Origin of the sequence: Pantoea sp. Ft-CA_14 (assembly GCF_024520875.1) — a bacterium.
GTDB classification, from domain to species: Bacteria; Pseudomonadota; Gammaproteobacteria; order Enterobacterales; family Enterobacteriaceae; genus Pantoea; species Pantoea agglomerans.
The window spans coordinates 14,536-33,075 of record NZ_JALNPM010000010.1; the positions used below are offsets into that span (position 1 = coordinate 14,536).

Sequence of the window (18,540 nt, forward strand, 5' to 3'; positions counted from 1 at the left end):
ATCTTACAAACCAGATGCGAAAAAAAGGCGGGAGTGTCACTCCCGCCCGGTGTTGAAGAGAAAATATCAGGCGCTTTGTGCAAAGGCAACTGCGCGCAGTGGCGTATCGCCCTTATAGAGACGCGCCTGCTGCAAGCCAACAAACAGACGCTCGCCGCGAATCGGCGCTGTCTGCTCACCTTCAAACACCACCGAGACCGGCTCGCTTTGCCAGCCTGCAGGCTGGACGACCAGCTGCCAGAAGTGTCCACGCGGGCTCACTTCCAGTACCTGTACCGGCAGCGGGGTTTCCAGACTGCTGCGGCGTGACACGTCGATTTCCCACGGACGCAGGAACAGCTCAACCGCGCCCTGGTGGGCCGAGGTATAGCCCAGCGGCCAGTGGTGCGCGCCAACGTGGAACTGTGATCCCTGAATCTCGCCATCAAAGCGGTTCACTTCACCCAGGAATTCCAGCACAAAACGGGTCGCCGGATCGCGCCACACATCATCTGGCGTGCCGACCTGCTCGATGTTGCCCTGGCTCATCACCACCACGCGATCTGCCACTTCCATCGCCTCTTCCTGGTCGTGGGTGACAAACACGCTGGTGAATTTCAGCTCTTCATGCAGCTGACGCAGCCAGCGGCGCAGCTCTTTACGCACCTGAGCATCCAGCGCGCCAAAGGGTTCATCCAGCAGCAGAATCTGCGGTTCAACCGCTAACGCACGCGCCAGCGCCACACGCTGTTTCTGGCCGCCCGACAGCTGTGCCGGGAAGCGATTCGCCAGATGAGCCAGCTGCACCATCTCCAGCAGACGGGTAACACGCTGTTTGATCTCCGCCGTTGAAGGACGCTCACGACGTGGCAGCACGGTCAGGCCAAAGGCGATGTTGTCGAATACCGTCATATGACGGAACAGTGCGTAGTGCTGGAAGACAAAACCGACCTGACGATCGCGCGCATGCAGGCGGCTGACATCGTTGCCATGAAAACGGATGTGACCGCTGTTCTGATGCTCCAGCCCGGCAATGATGCGCAGCAGCGTGGTTTTACCCGAGCCTGATGGGCCAAGCAGCGCCACCATTTCACCCGAGGCAATATCCAGAGAGATATCGTTCAGCACCGATGTGCGACCAAAGGATTTGTTGATCTTGTTAATCTCAATGCTCATGATTTCCCTCCTGTTGCAGGCGTTTGTGCTGTTGCTCTAAACGCCACTGCACAATACTTTTCAGAAACAGCGTCACAATTGCCATCAGGGTTAACAGGGCGGCCGCGGTAAACGCGCCAACGGTGTTGTAGTCCTGATGCAATAATTCAACCTGAAGCGGTAACGTGTAGGTCTCACCGCGAATCGATCCCGATACCACCGAGACCGCACCAAATTCACCAATCGCACGGGCGTTGGTCAGCACGATGCCATACAGCAGCGCCCAGCGAATGTTCGGCAGCGTTACGCGGCGGAACATCTGCCAGCCAGAGGCGCCCAGCAGCACTGCCGCTTCATCTTCGTGACTGCCCTGACTCAGCATCACCGGGACCAGTTCGCGCACCACAAACGGACAGGTCACAAACACCGTCGCCAGCACCATGCCAGGCCAGGCAAACATAATCTGGATGTTATGCGCATCCAGCCAGCCGCCTGCCGGGCCATTAACGCCCCAGAACAGCAGATACATCAGACCGGCCACAACCGGCGACACGGCAAAAGGAATATCAAACAGGGTCAGCAGCAACTGACGCCCCGGAAAGGTGAAGCGCGTCACCAGCCAGGCGAGCAGCGTGCCGAACACCAGGTTAACCGGTACGGTGATCAACGCCACCATCACGGTCAGCCAGATGGCGTGCAGCATGTCCGGATCCGCCAGATTGCTGAGAGCGACAATCAGCCCCTGATTCAGCGCTTCCCAGAAGATGGAGGCCATCGGCACCACCAGCAGCAGAATCGAGATCAGCGCGCCGATACTAATCAGCAGCCACTTGCCCCAGTTCACTGGCTGACGTGCAGCGTGATTAATCTGTGAAACCTCAGCCATTAGTGACCTCCCAGACGACGGCCAAAGCGGCTCTGTAATGTGTTAATCGCAAATAACAGAATCAGCGATGCCGCCAGGATCACCGAGGCGATGGCGCTGGCCGCCGGATAGTCGAACTCCTGCAGCCGGACAAAAATCATCAGTGAGGTGACTTCCGTTTTCCAGGCGATGTTACCGGCAATAAAGATCACCGCACCAAATTCACCCAGGCTGCGGGTAAAGGAGAGCGCAGTCCCGGCCAGCAGCGCCGGAGCCACTTCCGGCAACACGACGCGGCGGAAGCTCTGCCATGGCGTGGCACCCAGCGTTTCGGCCGCCTCTTCATACTCCGGGCCTAACTCTTCCAGCACCGGCTGTACGGTACGCACCACAAACGGAATGCTGGTAAAGGCCATGGCGATGGCGATACCAATCCAGGTGTAAGAGATTTTGATGTCGAACTGAGCGAACCACTGTCCATACCAGCCGTTGACCGAAAAGAGTCCGGCCAGGGTCAGACCCGCCACCGCCGTAGGCAGTGCAAACGGCAGATCCATCAGGCCATCCAGCAGCGTCCGGCCCGGAAAACGGTAACGGGTCAGGATCCATGCCATCAGCATGCCGAACACCGCATTAAACAGTGAGGCGACGCCTGCAGAGAGCAGCGTTACTTTATAGGCGGCAATCAGCTGCGGATTGGTCACCACATCCCAGTACTGTTGCAGCGTCATCTGCGACAGCTGCATGATCACCGCGCTGATAGGCAGCAGCAGAATCAGACAGGTAAAGAGCAGACTGGTGCCGAGGCTGAGACCAAAGCCGGGCAACACGCGTTTCTGGCTGGCTGCAAACATTATCCGCGCCCCGCCGCTAACAACTTATCAAGCTCACCGCCGCTGACGAAGTGCGTCTTCATCACCTTATCCCAGCCGCCAAACGCCTCTTCCACCCGGAACAGGCTGGTCTGCGGGAAGCGATCTTTCTGCTCCGCCATCAGCTGTGCATTGTTCACGCGATAGTAGTAGTGAGTAATAATATTCTGCGCTTCAGGTGTATAGAGATAGTTCAGATAAGCGCTGGCCGCATCAGCGGTTTTATTGGTGGCGACGTTTTTATCCACCCATGCCACCGGAAACTCCGCCAGAATGTTGGTTTTCGGCACCACCACTTCATACTCATCTTTGCCGTACTGGTTGCGGATGTTATTCACTTCGGACTCAAAGCTAATTAATACGTCGCCCAGGCCACGCTCAGCAAAGGTCGTGGTGGCACCGCGACCACCGGTGTCGAATACTTCAACGTTTTTCAGAAATTGCGTCATAAAGGCACGGGTTTTGGCCTGATCGCCCCCGTCCGCTTTCTCCGCTGCGCCCCAGGCGGCCAGATAGGTGTAGCGGCCATTACCTGAGGTTTTCGGATTCGGGAAAATCAGCTTCACATCACTGCGGGTCAAATCTGACCAGTCGTGAATCTGTTTTGGATTCCCTTTGCGCACCAGAAACGCCATGGTGGAGTAGAAAGGCGAGCTGTTATTCGGCAGACGGCTTTTCCAGTCTGCGGCAATCAGGTTGCCTTTATCGTGCAGCACCTGCACATCCGTAACCTGATTGTATGTGACGACATCCGCGCGCAGTCCCTGCAGGATAGCCAGCGCCTGCTTCGATGAACCGGCGTGCGACATCTTAATGGTCAGTGGATCGCCGGGATGGCTGGCATCCCACTGTTTAACGAAGGGAGCATTCAGGGCGACAAACAGCTCCCGCGAAACATCGTAAGAGCTATTAAGGAGTTCAGTGGCATTGGCTGCGCCGGCCAGGCTCAGCGACAACGCGATACCGCTCACGATTTTTTTCATCGCTTGTAATGTCATTTGGCACCCTGAAAAAGTTTGATGCGGATCTCACCCGCTGAGGCACCAGTTTATTTATAACTCAGTGAAAACCAGTAACGGTTTTATATATCGTTTGATGATTTCAAAGTCGAAAAAAGCATAAGACGACGGCACTGTTTATGCAGAAATCAGCAAAAGCCGATAGGGAGGAGGAACCCCGTGCCGTGCGCGCCGGCAAAGGTTTTGAGAGGCTCAGCGGCCGCCTGACGGGCGGCGCGCTGAAGACGAGGGATTAACGCTGCCAGACAATCTTGCTGATTTTCCAGCTTTTCAGCGTATCGTCCGAGGGCATTAATCCCTCTGGTCCATGCCAGTCACCCTGATAAACATAGGTCAGATGCTGACTGTCAGGCGCACGGCACGCCACGTCACGTGCATCGGTGCCGCTGGCTAAGGTGCAGTTGTCGAAGGCTTTGCTGAACTTATTACTGAAGGCATCACCCACTTTGCTGCCATCGCTGCTGGCGATTGCGCTGTCCATGACCTCAATACGTTCGACCTGCGACTGCCCGTAAATCACCAGCTTAACTTTGCCATCATCCAGCGCCTGCCAGAAAGAGACCACCTGACCGTTCTGGCTGCGCATGCCCTGACGCAGGCTATAGTCACCGTTCAGTCCGGCATTAATCGCGTCCTCTTTCATGGCGGTCGAGGCAGTTAACCCACCCACACCCTGTTCAGTCGCGGTCAGCGAGGAACCGAACCAGTTCCACGGCAGCGCCGAAGACCAGTGATACGTCAGCGGATTCCACCAGCTTGCCTGCTGGCTGCTGTCAGCGCCGGAACCCGAACTGGCACAACCGCTCAGTACAACCGCGGCGATCAGTAGCGTGGAACGAACAGCTTTCATGAGAACTCCTGTAAATGCGATGCCGGAAAGGCGGAACTGATTGGAGTCGCAAAGCGACAAAAAGTTTAGTGAAGATGATGTTCGGGCAGAAAGCAGTCGCGACAGCGGCGGCTGGATTGCAGCCAGATCAGCGCCAGCAGGTCAAAGAGCGTCAGCAGCAATGGCAGCGGTGAGGTGAGCAGATCGCCCTGCACAAACTGCATTCCCTGCCAGAGCAGATTCACCAGCAGCGACAGCGCCAGCACGCTGCGCCAGTGCTGCCAGAGTCGTGGCAGGCGGGTGCGATAGCCGGTCAGCAGCAGGCCTGCCAGCGCCGGTAAACCCAGCGCAAGGCCGATCCAGAACGCCTGACGATCCGGATAGAACAGCGCCAGCAGATCGTTGCCCTGCTGCCGAGACGCCCCGGCCATCACCAGCAGCAGCCAGGTCCGCGCCTGGAGTAACAGGATCAGCCAAAAAAGAAACGGCAGCCGCAGCTGCCCTCTGGCGTCATACTCGTCCGGCAGATAGCCCGGTGACGGCTTAGTATTCACGATCTTCGATCAGACGTTTACCAAACAGCAGCGCATCGACCGGCTCATAATCAAGCTTCTCATAGAACGCCACCACCTGATCATTCTCTTCACGGATCATCAGATGCAGTTTCGGACAGCCGCGCGCGATAAGCTTCTTCTCCAGACGGTTCATCAGCGCATTCGCAAAGCCGCGTCCCTGATAGTCGGGATGCACGGCCAGATAGTAAGCCGCGCCGCGATGGCCATCATAGCCGCCCATCAGTGTGCCAACGACCACGCCGCCCACTTCAGCGACCAGAAAGAGATCGGGGTCGTGATTCATTTTGCGTTCGATATCCAGCTCAGGATCGTTCCATGGCCGTAACAAATCGCAACGTTCCCATAAGGTGATCACTTCTTCAAAATCTTCCTGGCGGAAGGCGCGGATTTCCATCTTCTTTACCTGCAAATAAGCACAATTTGCTGATTATCACGCATTCTCTGCCGCACGCAACCCTCCATGACGGGCGACAAATAAAAAAAGCGCAAATTTACTGTTCGCGACCTGCAATACAAAGTAATGCCCTGAAATGGTTCTGTGATCGCAGGCAGCAGCCCCTTAGGCTATAACACCGGCAAGATTCCTGTTACCGGACCCGCACATGCACCTGCTTAAACGTTTGATTCATCGCCGTCAGTTACTGCTTTCCGGGCTGGCTCTGGCCATTTTATCGCCGCGCGCGGTTCAGGCTAAAGAGCAGTCTGCGCTTACTGGTGCAAATCGTCACTCGCGCCCTGCCCCGCCCGCAAAGAACGGGAAACGTATCGTGATGATCGACCCCGGTCACGGCGGCATCGACTCTGGTGCCGTTGGCGAAGAGGGTTCAGAAGAGAAACACATCGTGCTGGAGATTGCCGGTAACGTGCAGCGTCAGCTACAGAGCCATCCGCGCATAGAAGTGCGTCTGACCCGCGACAGCGACCACTTTATTCCGCTCTATCAGCGGGTGGAGATCGCCCACCAGCACGGCGCAGATCTCTTTATGTCGATTCATGCCGACGGTTTTACCAGTCCCGATGCCAGCGGTGCCTCGGTGTTTGCGCTCTCTAATCGCGGTGCCAGCAGCTCGATGGCGCGCTATCTGTCACAGCGGGAGAACGATGCGGACAAGCTGGGTGGCGTGAAAGCGCAGCAGCAGGATCACTATCTGCAGCAGATCCTGTTCGATCTGGTGCAGACGGACACCATCAAAAACAGCCTGACGCTGGGCAAGCATGTACTGGATCAGATCCGCCCGGTTCATCATCTTCACAGCCAGCACACCGAGCAGGCGGCCTTCGCAGTACTCAAGTCACCGTCGATCCCCTCGGTGCTGGTCGAAACCTCCTTTATTACTAATCCGCGTGAAGAGCAGCTGCTCGGCACCACCGCGTTTCGTCAGAAAATCGCCTCGGCTATTGCCAGCGGCATCGTCAATTACTTTGATGAGTTTGATCGCCGCAACGCCTGATGCGTGTCGTCGGTTCAGGCCGTGCGACTCGCCGCACTCATGCAAGCGGCGCGGTTTTGCGTATAATCGCGTCAGACTTTGACAAACCATAAGCGAAAAAATGGCTGATATTTCCCGCGTAAAAGCGTTCCTGCTCGCATTGCAGGATGAGATTTGTAACCAGCTGGCGGCTGAAGATGGCGGCGCAGCGTTTGCTGAAGATAGCTGGCAGCGCCCTGGCGGCGGCGGCGGTCAGAGCCGCGTGCTGCGCAACGGCGCGGTGTTTGAGCAGGCGGGCGTCAACTTTTCGCACGTGCATGGCGATCAGATGCCGGCATCCGCCACTGCACACCGGCCGGAGCTGGCGGGTCGCAGCTTTGAAGCGATGGGCGTGTCGCTGGTGATCCACCCGAACAATCCCTATGTACCTACCAGCCACGCCAACGTGCGCTTTTTTATCGCGGAAAAACCGGGTGCCGATCCCGTCTGGTGGTTTGGTGGCGGATTTGACCTGACCCCTTTTTATGGCTTCGAAGAAGATGCGCTGCACTGGCACCAGACCGCCGCTGACCTCTGCCAGCCTTTTGGCGAGGATGTCTATCCGCGCTATAAAAAGTGGTGTGATGACTATTTCTATCTGAAGCATCGTGATGAGCAGCGCGGCATTGGCGGCCTGTTTTTTGACGATCTCAATACGCCCGACTTTGAGCAGAGCTTCAGCTTTATGCAGGCGGTAGGCCGCGGCTTTATGGATGCCTATCGGCCGATTGTGGCGCGCCGTAAAGATCACCCGTGGGGCGATCGTGAGCGTCAGTTCCAGCTCTATCGCCGTGGCCGCTATGTGGAGTTTAATCTGGTGTGGGACCGCGGCACGCTGTTTGGTCTGCAGACCGGCGGTCGCACTGAGTCGATCCTGATGTCGATGCCCCCGCTGGTGCGCTGGGAATATGATTATCAGCCCGATGCCGACTCACCTGAAGCCGCCCTCTATCGCGATTTCCTGCCGGTGAAGAACTGGCTGAATCTGCCAGTCTGATCGTTTCTGCCGCTGCAGCGCGGGTCTCAACCCGCGCTGCGCTTACCTCTCGCCTGATCGGCCTCTTCTTTTTTACAGGGCACAGATTGCTACAGTGTGGCCTGCGTCATTCCTCCTGACTGCTATGCTTATGGGTGGAATATGGCGCACCCCACGGTTAACACCGCATGACGGCTCCTTCGCACCGCCTCGCAGCGCAACAATCAGAGAAACCGCATGTTCATCAGAAACTCTCTGTTGCAATGTTATGGGTTCGCGTTCCCGGTAGCAGAACATGCCACAGACCGGCTGCGAGGCCTGAGGTGCCCCCTGTTCGCTTTCATTTTTCTTTTCAAGGAGTTTAGAGATGAACCAGCTAGAAGCCCTAAAACAGTTCACCACCGTGGTGGCGGACAGTGGTGATATCGAATCGATTCGTAATTACCATCCGGAAGACGCCACCACCAACCCCTCACTCATTCTGAAAGCGTCCGGTCTCGAAGGGTATAAGCACCTGATGGATGACGCGATTGAGTACGCCAAAAAACAGGGCGGCAGCAAAGAGACGCAGATTATCAACGCCAGCGACAAAGTGGCGATCAACCTTGGTATGGAAATCCTGAAAAGCATACCGGGCCGTGTTTCGACCGAAGTGGATGCGCGCCTCTCCTTCGATCGTGGCATGTGTGTGACCAAAGCAGAAAAACTGATTCGGATGTATGAAGAGCACGGTATCGATCGCTCACGCGTACTGATTAAGCTGGCCTCAACCTGGGAAGGCATCCGCGCAGCGGAAGAGCTGGAGAAAAACGGCATCCAGTGCAACCTGACACTGCTCTTCTCCTTTGCTCAGGCGCGTGCCTGTGCCGAAGCGGGCGTGTTCCTGATCTCCCCGTTCGTTGGCCGCATCTACGACTGGTATAACTCGCGCAAACCCATGGACCCCTATGTGGCGGATGAAGATCCGGGCGTGAAATCCGTGCGTCGCATCTACGATTACTACAAGAAGCACCGTTACAGCACCATCATCATGGGCGCCAGCTTCCGTAAAGTGGAGCAGATTATCGCGCTGGCGGGCTGCGACCGCCTGACCCTGTCACCTAACCTGCTGGAAGAGTTGCAGAACAGTGATGCGCCGCTTGAGCGCAAACTGGAGCCTTCAACTGAAGGTTTCCACCAGCCGTCGCCGCTCTCCGAGGCGGAGTTCCGTTGGGAACATAATCAGGATCCAATGGCAGTTGAAAAACTCTCTGACGGCATCCGCCAGTTCGCGGTTGACCAGCAGAAGCTGGAAGATGTGCTCGCCGCACGCCTGTAGTCTTTATTTTAGTCGGGCGGGACTTTCCCGCCCTGATGCATAACAAGGGAGAACTTTATGTCCTCACGCAGAGAGTTGGCAAACGCGATTCGTGCACTGAGCATGGATGCGGTACAGAAGGCAAATTCAGGCCACCCCGGAGCGCCAATGGGAATGGCCGATATCGCCGAAGTGTTGTGGCGCGACTTCCTCCAGCATAATCCGACCAATCCCGCCTGGCTTGATCGCGACCGCTTTATCCTCTCCAACGGCCACGGCTCGATGCTGCTCTATAGCCTGCTGCACCTGAGCGGTTATGACCTGCCGATTGAAGAGTTGAAAAATTTCCGTCAGCTGCACTCTAAAACGCCAGGTCACCCGGAAATCGGCTACACCCCAGGCGTTGAAACCACCACCGGCCCGCTGGGTCAGGGACTGGCTAACGCCGTGGGCTTAGCCATTGCAGAACACACGCTGGCCGCGCAGTTTAACCGTCCGGATCATGAGATTGTCGATCACCACACCTATGTGTTTATGGGCGATGGCTGTCTGATGGAAGGCATCTCGCACGAAGTCTGTTCACTGGCGGGGACCCTGGGTCTCGGCAAACTGATCGGCTTCTATGACCATAACGGTATCTCGATCGATGGCGAGACCGAAGGCTGGTTTACTGACGACACCCATAAACGTTTTGAGTCCTACAACTGGCATGTGATTGGCGATATCGACGGCCATGACGCTGATGCCATTCGTGAGGCGATCAAAGAAGCGCAGAGTGTCACCGATAAGCCTTCACTGATTATCTGCCGCACCATTATCGGTTTCGGTTCGCCGAACAAAGCCGGTAAAGAGGAGTCGCACGGCGCGGCGCTGGGTGAGGCAGAAGTTGCCCTGACCCGCAAACAGCTCGGCTGGAACTATCCGGCGTTTGAGATCCCGGCTGAAATCTACCAGCAGTGGGATGCCAAAGCGGCGGGTGCTGAACGTGAAAAAGCCTGGGATGCAAAATTTGCGGCTTACAAAGAAGCCCATCCAGAGCTGGCGAAAGAGTATGAGCGCCGGATGAATGGCGAAATGCCCGCCAACTGGGAAACCGAAGCGACCCGGTTCATTCAGGAGTTGCAGGCTAACCCGCAGAAAATCGCCAGCCGTAAAGCGTCACAAAACTCGCTGGAAGCCTACGGCAAAATGCTGCCGGAGTTCCTCGGCGGTTCTGCTGACCTGGCACCGAGTAACCTCACCATCTGGTCAGGTTCTAAATCGATCAAAGAGGATCCGGCCGGTAACTATATTCACTACGGCGTGCGTGAATTTGGTATGACGGCGATTGGTAACGGTATCGCGCACCATGGCGGTTTCGTTCCCTACACCGCAACCTTCCTGATGTTTGTCGAATATGCGCGAAACGCCGCGCGTATGGCTGCGCTGATGAAGGCACGACAGATTCTGGTCTACACCCATGACTCCATCGGTCTGGGCGAAGATGGCCCGACGCACCAGCCGGTAGAGCAGATCGCCAGCCTGCGTCTGACGCCAAATATGAGCGTATGGCGTCCGTGCGATCAGGTCGAAACGGCCGTAGCGTGGAAAGCCGCCGTCGAACGTCATCACGGCCCGACTGCGCTGATCCTTTCGCGTCAGAATCTGCTGCAGCCGGAACGTACCCCGGAGCAGATCGAAAACATCAAATGCGGCGGCTACGTGCTGAAGGATTGCGACGGCACACCAGAAGTGATTCTGATCGCGACCGGTTCAGAGATTGAGATCACCCTGGGTGCAGCGGATAAGCTCACTTCAGGCGGTCACAAGGTGCGGGTGGTTTCACTGCCTTCTACTGACCTGTTTGATGCGCAGGATGCCGCTTACCGCGAATCCGTACTGCCAAGCGGCGTGAAAGCGCGTGTGGCGGTAGAAGCGGGTATTGCTGACTACTGGTTCAAGTATGTCGGTCTGGACGGTGCGATTGTCGGTATGACCACCTTTGGTGAATCCGCCCCGGCCAGTCAGCTGTTCCCGGAGTTTGGCTTCACGGTTGAGAATATCGTCAGCCACGCTGAAGCATTACTCAAGCCAGTTTAATGCTTATGCCCTTCCCGGCTCACCGGGAAGGGCCATTTCCACTTATAGCCTGATACATAAAAAAAACTCCATTCCCCTCTTCCCGCCCTGCGCAAACTCATTACTATAGAGCCGTCATACTTAATGCTGCCTGTGCGCTGGCTGTCCGTCTGTTCCTGCTGTTGTTCTGCCGGGATAACGCGGTTCTGTCCTGATGCATCCCGATGAGTGAAGGCAGATTTCCTCCGATTTTATAGCGAAGCCACTTCCGTTGAACATGCGCACACCCTATTTACTGGCCCTGATGGTTTCACTGCTTCCATTAAAAAGCATGGCGCAGGTCGCGCCCGATCCGCTGCTGGCCTCTCAGATTGTTGATCGCTATGCGGAACATATCTTTTACGGCAGCGGTGCAACCGGCATGGCACTGGTGGCGATTGATGGTAATCAGCGGGTGTTCGCCAGCTTTGGTGAAACCCGTCCCGGCAACAATGTCCGTCCGCAGAAAGATTCGCTGATTCGCATCGCCTCGCTGAGTAAGCTGATGACCAGTGAAGTGATGGTGAAGCTGGCTGAGCGCGGACAGATCCGCCTCGACGATCCCCTGAGTAAATATGCGCCGCCGGGTTCACGCGTGCCCACCTACAATGGTCAGCCCATTCGCCTGATCAATCTCTCGACCCACACCAGCGGACTGCCGCGCGAACAGCCAGGCGGCAAAGCGCAGCGTCCGGTATTTGTCTGGCCGACCCGTGGTGAACGCTGGGCGTGGCTGTCGCGCGCTAACCTCAAAGCGGCGCCGGGCAGCAGTGCCGCCTACTCCAACCTGGGCTACGATCTGCTGGGTGATGCGCTGTCGCGCGCCACCGGCAAACCCTATCCGGCGCTGTTTCAGCAGCTGATTACCCGCCCGCTCGGCATGAAGGACACGACGTTTACGCCGTCGCCTGAGCAGTGCGGACGCCTGATGGTGGCGGAAAAAGGGGCCAGTCCGTGCAATAACACCCTGGCGGCGATTGGCAGCGGCGGCGTTTACTCCACGCCGGATGATATGGGCCGCTGGATGCAGCAGTTCCTAAACTCTTCGGTTAACCACCGCACGCCGCAGATCGATCGACTGCAGACGCTGATCTATCGTCGCGATCAGCTGAGCAAAGTAGAAGGCATGGATGTGCCGGGTAAAGCGGATGCGCTGGGGATGGGCTGGGTCTTTATGGGGCCGAAAAATGGTCGCCCTGGCATTATTCAGAAAACCGGCGGCGGTGGCGGTTTCATCACCTATATGGCGATGGTGCCGCAGCATAACGTGGGGGTATTTGTGGTGGTGACACGCTCGCCGCTGACCCGCTTTACGCCAATGAGCGACGGCGTGAATAATATGCTGGCCGAACTGGTCGGTAATCAGCTTGGCTCACCGATGATGGTGCAGGCGATTCGTTAACGCTGCTGTACGCCACCGTCAGACTGGCTGACCCACAGGGTTGGCCAGTCATCACTGCTGTGCCAGGCGTCACAGGTCGACTCTTCCGCATACTCCGCTAACACAAAACGCGTGCCATCAAACTGCCAGCGTGTGGCACTGCCACAGTCACCCAATCCACGCCCTTTACCAAAGGTGTAGAGCTGGCCGCTGGCCGCATCATATTCGGCGTTAATCAGCTCAAGCTGCCGATCACTGGCACCTGGTGGGGTAAACGGCAGAGTTAAGGTGATGCCGCGCGCGACATACGGCTGGCTGCGCGTTACTTCAAACGCCAGATCGATCACGTTATAAGCTCCCATTTCACAACTCACCAGCAGCAGCGCGCGCTGATCGGTGAGTGGCGCCACGCTGACTTCACGGCGCAGTGGATCGAGTGAGCAGGAGTCGGTATTGACCCGCCAGGTGCCGTAATCAATTAATCCGCTGGTCTCATCGCGTGTTAATGCCGCGGGTGGCTCGACAGCAGGCGGCAGTGGCGGCAGCGCAGGCGGCGGCGGAACATCCCAGCTGGCGCGATCGCCACGTTTGACCCATGCGCTCATGCTGTTGACCCGCCCCTGGGTGTCATCCATCAGCAACAGCGCGGCCTTCATGCCGCGCAGGGAGATCAACGCATTGGGATCGAAAGTGAGCTGAAGGGTTTTCGCCTCCATCACCAGATCAAGAAACTCATCAATTGCGATGGCATTGCTGGTGGCGAGATGGTGCGGTTCAACCGTCCAGTGTTTGAGGTCGGGTTTCAGACGACGCTGATCCAGTAGCAGGTTATCCTGAAGCGAACCGCCAGGCAGCGCGCCACTGTAGGCACTGCCGTAGTCGATTCGCAGCAAGGGGCGATCGTTGACGCCCGCATGCCGCGAAATCGTCATCACTAACCCTTTGTCGCCCGGAATATTGCGCGCCACGCAAAAGGCTTCATTGTTGCAGGTGATTTGCCAGTCGTTGAATGACTTTTGCAACGGTTCCGCCTGAACACAGGCAACCCACAGAGACGGCAACAGCCACAGCGATTTCATCCAATACGACATTAAGAAAATCGATCCCCGAATACCCAGAGTGGAGAGGATAGCGCATCAACGGGCCTGCCAGGGTTCCCATTCTGTGAACCTGTGCAAAAAGCGCAGTTAACTGCTTAAAAAGCGTGCATGAAAAGTGGATTATGCTTCACTTTCCACGCTCAACGCTGTCACGCTGCAACAGGCTAACTGCATGATTTTTTATGGTATCAGCCAGCCAGCGATCTGCGCATGCTGCAACAGCATGACGGTTTTGCCGTCGCGAATGCGGCCATCGGCGACCATTGCCAGTGCATCAGGGAAAGGCAGTTCCAGCACATCGATCGACTCATCTTCAACACCGCCGCCCGCATTGTCGCGCAGCGATTCATTATATTCCGCTGCGAAAAAGTGGATCAATTCAGTGACGCCGCCCGGCGACATATAGCAGGCATAAAGTTTCTCCACGTCGCCCACCGCATAACCGGTCTCTTCAATCGCCTCTTTGCGAATGCAATCTTCCGGAGAGTCGTCGTCCAGCAAGCCGGCACAGGCTTCAATTAACATGCCGCCCTCGTTACCGTTGACGTAAGTGGCGATACGGAACTGGCGCGTCAGGACCACGCTGTTCTTTTCACGGTTATAGAGCAGGATGGTCGCCCCGTTTCCGCGATCGTAGACTTCACGTTTATGGCGGATAACCTCGCCACGACGATCGGTGATCTCATAGGTGTAGTTACGCAGCACAAACCAGTTTTCGGACAGGAGCTTATCTTTGATGATGTTGATCTTAAACGACATGAGGACTCCGCTACCGCATAAAGGGAGCCTTTCATCATAGGGGCAAGCTTGCGGGAAAACTATCTTAATTCTCGCGGTGAATGAGGCGGTTTACGCCAAAAAAAAGCCAGCCCGAAGGCTGGCCTGATTGCTGCAGCGCTTATCAGCGCGAGGTGTCGTCAGCCAGTCGGGTCGGCTGAGGCTCCTCTTCGTGATGATCCTGTTCGGTCTCAGCTATGGCGTGAACACGCTTACGCACGCCAAACCATCCCAGCACCAGCAATACCGCGATCAGCGGAATGGAGGCGATGGTGTAAGTCCCGTTCGGGTAGTCAAACGCCATCAGCACCAGCACGCTGAACAGGAACAGCAGCGTCAGCCATGAGGTAAACGGCGCGCCTGGCAGCTTGAAGCTGACATCATCCGCCTTACCCTCTTTAATGGCTTTGCGCAGACGCAGCTGACAAACCACGATAAAGGCCCAGGAGGAGATAATCCCCAGCGAGGCGACGTTCAGGACGATCTCAAACACCTGAGAAGGCACATAGTAGTTAAGCACCACACCAATCACATAGACGGCGATGGTCACCAGAATACCGGCATAAGGCACCTGCTGACCGTTCATCTTAGACATGAATTTCGGTGCAGAGCCACCCATCGACATGGAGCGCAGAATACGCCCGGTTGAGTAGAGGCCCGAGTTCAGGCTGGAGAGCGCCGCACTCAGCACCACGATATTCATGATACTGCCAACGTAAGGCACGCCCAGCTTCGAGAAGAAGGTAACAAACGGACTCTGACCCGCCTGATAGGCGTTCCACGGCAGCAGCAGCACCAGCAGGACCACCGAGCCAACGTAGAACAGGCCGATACGCCAGATCACGCTATTGATCGCTTTCGGCAGCATGGTTTTCGGGTCTTTACATTCGCCGGCCGCCGTACCTACCAGTTCGATAGAGGCAAAGGCGAACACTACACCCTGAATCAGCACCAGCGCAGGCAGTAAGCCGTGCGGGAACATGCCACCGTTATCGGTGATCAGATGGAAGCCGGTACTGTTGCCATCCAGCGGTTTGCCGGTGCCAAGGAATACCACGCCCACCACCAGGAAGATCACTATCGCCAGCACTTTCACCAGCGCGAACCAGAACTCCATCTCGGCAAACCACTTTACGCCGATCATGTTCATGGTGCCGACAATCGCCAGCGCGCCCAGGGCGAAGACCCACTGTGGCACATCACCAAACGCGCCCCAGTAGTGCATGTAGAGCGCGACGGCGGTGATATCGACGATGCCGGTCATTGCCCAGTTGACGAAGTACATCCAGCCCGCCACGTAGGAGGCTTTCTCACCCAGGAATTCACGGGCGTAGGAGACGAAGCTGCCGCTGCTGGGACGGTGTAACACCAGTTCGCCCAGCGCACGCAGAATAAAGAAGGAGAAGATGCCACACACCAGATAGATGATGGCTAAGGCGGGGCCAGCAGCCTGCAAACGGCCACCTGCGCCCAGGAACAAACCGGTACCGATGGCACCGCCGATCGCAATCATCTGTACGTGACGGTTACCCATCGCCTTCTGGTAGCCGGCGTCATGAGAGTTGAGCCAGCGTCGTTTCGCAGCGCGCATCTCGCCTGGGGTTTTGTTTTTAGATTTCATAGCATTCCTGTTTGTCCTGACTATCAGTCGTCGCCCCCATTTCAGGCGTAATGCCCTGTGAAATGGGGTATTTTCCTCTGTGCGTTTGCCTGTGAGTGAGTGCCAGACAGCGCGGGAATTTACGGCGATGAATCCTACCCGTTCTGCAAGAACGAAGCAAAATATACCGGGCAGATGCACAGGCTGATTTGTAAGAATCCATCCTGATGCACAAAAACAAAAAAACCGGCCATTTTCAGGCCGGTAAAAGCTACAGGGATGGAAACAGGAGGGTTGGGTTAGCGATAAATCTCTGCGGTGCCGCTCCACAGGCTGGAATCGCCTGGGTTATCGACACCGATAACGCGGTAATGGCTGGCGCCCATCTCTTCCGCTTTTTGCGACAGCTGGCGATTCGCATCGTCCAGCGAGCCGCGAACGCCGGAGACCGAAACGCTACCGATGCTCTGCATACTCTGCGCCTGCGACTGATCGACCGGCGCGGCGGCGAAAGTGGCAAATGAGGCGGTAGCCAGTAATGCGCCCGCCAGGACAGCATTCAGCTTTTTCATTGGATGCTCCTTAATCTGTGATCGGGGTTGAGTTGATGACTGGATGAATTATTAGCGCTGCAATGAAAAGCAACATCGGGACGATGTAAACCTGTTCCTTTTTTAAGCGTTGAACAGCAGCACGTCCTGGGAACTGTCAGTTGCGGTCATTTTATGTGCGATGTGTAACGTCCTGTGCGATAAACAGGGAATGGATCATTTGCGTTACGTTAATGCGCTCTTATAATTCCCGCACTTTCAACAGGGCCATTCATGTGATTGTTAAACGTTCCGTAACTCAAAGCATCGCTCAGGCGCTCAGCGCCATTGTCCTGCTGTCGCTGCTCACCACCGGTCTGGCATTAGTCACGCTCCTGAGCAGCCAGCGCGACGCGGAGGCGATCAATCTGGCGGGTTCACTGCGCATGCAGAGCTATCGCATGGCCTGGGATGCCAGCCGTCAGCCGCAAAATCTGGCTCATCATCTGGCGCGCTATCAGCAAACGCTGGATGCCCCGGTGCTGCAAAAACTTGATCGGCCCTGGGTACCCCGTGAAGTAAGTGTTCGCTATCAACGGCTGCGTGCCGCCTGGCCCTCGCTGCAGCAACAGTTGCAACAGGGCGATACCGTGGCTTATCAGCAGCAGGTGCCGATCTACGTCGGTGAAATCGATCGCTTTGTGCTGGGTCTGCAACGCTATACCGAGTTGAAAATGCATCTGGTGGCCGCCAGCAGCCTGGTGGGGGTCATTGCGATTGTGGCGCTGGCACTGATGACGATTCGCTTTACCCGACTGCAGGTGGTGCGCCCGCTTAATGCGCTTGTCACCGCCAGTCGCTATGTTGAGAGCGGCAACTTTGCTTTTCCGCCGCTGCACGTTGAGCAGCAGAATGAACTGCGGGTGCTGTCGCATGCCTTCAGCGGCATGGCGGCACGGCTGCATTCGCACTACCAGCTGCTGGAAAGCACGGTGCGCGCCAAAACAGAAGATTTAACCCAGGCGAATCGCACGCTGTCGCTACTCTATGACAGCTCACAAATGCTGACCGCCAGCCCGCTGCATCCGGCACTGTTTGAAGCCGTGTTAACCAATGTACTGACGCGCGAGAAACTGACGGCGATCCGGCTCGACAGCGACCAGTTTCAGTTTCGTGCCGGTGATGATCAGGCAGCCGGTCAGTGGCAACGTCTGCCGTTACAGCAGGACGAGCAGCAGATTGGCGAGCTGCGCTGGCAGACAGCTGGTGCCTCGCCTCCGGATGAACTGATGCGCAGCCTGGCGGCGATGCTGGGACGGGCTATCTGGATCTGGCAGGCACAGCAGCAGTATCAGCAGATGCTGCTGATTGAAGAGCGCACGACCATTGCCCGGGAATTACATGACTCGCTGGCGCAGTCGCTCTCGTTTTTACGCATTCAGCTGACCCTGCTGCGCCGCGCCGTTGATAAAGACGATAGCGCCGCCCATACCATTATCGCGGACTTCGATCAGGCGCTGGCCGAGGCCTATCGTCAGCTGCGTGAGCTGCTGACCACTTTCCGTCTGACCATTGAGCAGGCGGATCTGGTGGCGGCCATGCAGGCGATGATCGCCTCGCTGCAGGAGAAGAGCAGTGCAGAGATACACTTTAACTATCAGACCGGCCTGCAGAGTCTGGAAGCACAACAGCAGGTGCATGTGTTGCAGATCGTCCGTGAGGCGCTGCTGAATGCGATTCGTCACGCCAGTGCGCAGGTTATCCGGGTGGATTATCAGCACAGTGAAAAAGGTGAGCACTTACTGACGATTACGGATGATGGCGTGGGGATGAACAGCACTGACGAACCGCCGGGCCATTACGGCCTGACTATTATGGCGGAGCGCGCTCAGCGCCTGAGCGGCCATCTGACCCTCCACGCACAGCCACGGGGTACCAGGGTGGCGTTGCGCTTTCCACCGCAACCGGCGCGCCCGCTGGAATAGCAGGCCAGAGCGGGTCTTAATTTATTAAAATAAT

The 18,540-nt window shown here is 56.7% G+C and carries 17 protein-coding genes; 6 read left to right on the top strand and 11 right to left on the bottom strand.

Annotated elements, in window-relative coordinates; translation table 11 throughout:
* Positions 1-66: 66 nt before the first annotated feature.
* The 7 genes from cysA to NR195_RS15295 all read right to left on the bottom strand — a co-directional run bounded on the left by cysA (position 67) and on the right by NR195_RS15295 (position 5,688).
* On the bottom strand, positions 67-1,155 hold the full coding sequence (gene cysA / locus NR195_RS15265; RefSeq protein WP_010259925.1) for a sulfate/thiosulfate ABC transporter ATP-binding protein CysA: 1,089 nt from the start codon (positions 1,153-1,155) through the stop codon (positions 67-69).
* Positions 1,145-2,020, bottom strand: a complete 876-nt coding sequence (gene cysW / locus NR195_RS15270) for a sulfate/thiosulfate ABC transporter permease CysW (RefSeq protein WP_010259929.1) — start codon at positions 2,018-2,020, stop codon at positions 1,145-1,147. Before cysW ends, cysA begins: the two co-directional genes overlap by 11 nt.
* The gene (cysT, locus tag NR195_RS15275) at positions 2,020-2,853 is read right to left on the bottom strand and encodes a sulfate/thiosulfate ABC transporter permease CysT (protein WP_010259932.1); all 834 of its coding nucleotides are present in this window, start codon (positions 2,851-2,853) and stop codon (positions 2,020-2,022) included. The genes cysW and cysT overlap by 1 nt, the downstream gene beginning before the upstream one ends.
* Entirely contained in the window at positions 2,853-3,869 is a 1,017-nt protein-coding gene (locus tag NR195_RS15280) for a sulfate ABC transporter substrate-binding protein (RefSeq protein WP_033758584.1), read from the bottom strand. The genes cysT and NR195_RS15280 overlap by 1 nt, the downstream gene beginning before the upstream one ends.
* Before the next feature lie 253 nt (positions 3,870-4,122).
* Positions 4,123-4,740, bottom strand: a complete 618-nt coding sequence (locus tag NR195_RS15285) for an RpoE-regulated lipoprotein (protein ID WP_256844680.1) — start codon at positions 4,738-4,740, stop codon at positions 4,123-4,125.
* 65 nt (positions 4,741-4,805) lie between these two features.
* A complete protein-coding gene (locus NR195_RS15290) occupies positions 4,806-5,273 on the bottom strand; it encodes a DUF2919 family protein (protein WP_010259942.1) in 468 nt (155 codons plus the stop codon).
* The gene (locus tag NR195_RS15295; RefSeq protein ID WP_003848834.1) at positions 5,263-5,688 is read right to left on the bottom strand and encodes a GNAT family acetyltransferase; all 426 of its coding nucleotides are present in this window, start codon (positions 5,686-5,688) and stop codon (positions 5,263-5,265) included. Before NR195_RS15295 ends, NR195_RS15290 begins: the two co-directional genes overlap by 11 nt.
* Before the next feature lie 208 nt (positions 5,689-5,896).
* On the opposite strand from NR195_RS15295, the gene amiA reads away from it, so the two are divergent.
* The 5 genes from amiA (at position 5,897) to ampH (ending at position 12,535) form a co-directional block, all read left to right on the top strand.
* A complete protein-coding gene (gene amiA, locus NR195_RS15300; protein ID WP_010259947.1) occupies positions 5,897-6,745 on the top strand; it encodes an N-acetylmuramoyl-L-alanine amidase AmiA in 849 nt (282 codons plus the stop codon).
* Between the two features lie 100 nt (positions 6,746-6,845).
* Positions 6,846-7,760, top strand: a complete 915-nt coding sequence (gene hemF / locus NR195_RS15305; RefSeq protein WP_010671360.1) for an oxygen-dependent coproporphyrinogen oxidase — start codon at positions 6,846-6,848, stop codon at positions 7,758-7,760.
* A gap of 346 nt (positions 7,761-8,106) precedes the next feature.
* Positions 8,107-9,057, top strand: coding sequence for a transaldolase (gene tal / locus NR195_RS15310; RefSeq protein ID WP_010259954.1), 951 nt, complete (start codon positions 8,107-8,109; stop codon positions 9,055-9,057).
* Between the two features lie 57 nt (positions 9,058-9,114).
* On the top strand, positions 9,115-11,115 hold the full coding sequence (gene tkt / locus NR195_RS15315; protein ID WP_256844681.1) for a transketolase: 2,001 nt from the start codon (positions 9,115-9,117) through the stop codon (positions 11,113-11,115).
* Between the two features lie 256 nt (positions 11,116-11,371).
* The gene (gene ampH, locus NR195_RS15320) at positions 11,372-12,535 is read left to right on the top strand and encodes a D-alanyl-D-alanine-carboxypeptidase/endopeptidase AmpH (RefSeq protein WP_010259962.1); all 1,164 of its coding nucleotides are present in this window, start codon (positions 11,372-11,374) and stop codon (positions 12,533-12,535) included.
* On the opposite strand, the gene NR195_RS15325 is transcribed toward ampH, so the two are convergent.
* The 4 genes from NR195_RS15325 to NR195_RS15340 form a co-directional block, all read right to left on the bottom strand.
* On the bottom strand, positions 12,532-13,605 hold the full coding sequence (locus tag NR195_RS15325; RefSeq protein WP_010259965.1) for a DUF1176 domain-containing protein: 1,074 nt from the start codon (positions 13,603-13,605) through the stop codon (positions 12,532-12,534). The genes ampH and NR195_RS15325 overlap by 4 nt on opposite strands.
* A 189-nt stretch (positions 13,606-13,794) precedes the next feature.
* Entirely contained in the window at positions 13,795-14,373 is a 579-nt protein-coding gene (gene nudK, locus NR195_RS15330) for a GDP-mannose pyrophosphatase NudK (protein ID WP_061901209.1), read from the bottom strand.
* A gap of 142 nt (positions 14,374-14,515) precedes the next feature.
* Positions 14,516-16,012, bottom strand: a complete 1,497-nt coding sequence (gene ansP, locus NR195_RS15335; protein ID WP_010259970.1) for an L-asparagine permease — start codon at positions 16,010-16,012, stop codon at positions 14,516-14,518.
* A 278-nt stretch (positions 16,013-16,290) separates the two neighbouring features.
* Complete coding sequence (locus NR195_RS15340; RefSeq protein WP_010671356.1) at positions 16,291-16,563, bottom strand: DUF1471 domain-containing protein; 273 nt, start codon at positions 16,561-16,563, stop codon at positions 16,291-16,293.
* Positions 16,564-16,817: 254 nt separating this feature from the next.
* Here NR195_RS15340 and narQ point away from each other — a divergent pair, with 254 nt between their 5' ends.
* Positions 16,818-18,506, top strand: a complete 1,689-nt coding sequence (gene narQ / locus NR195_RS15345; protein ID WP_256844682.1) for a nitrate/nitrite two-component system sensor histidine kinase NarQ — start codon at positions 16,818-16,820, stop codon at positions 18,504-18,506.
* Positions 18,507-18,540 lie beyond the last annotated feature (34 nt).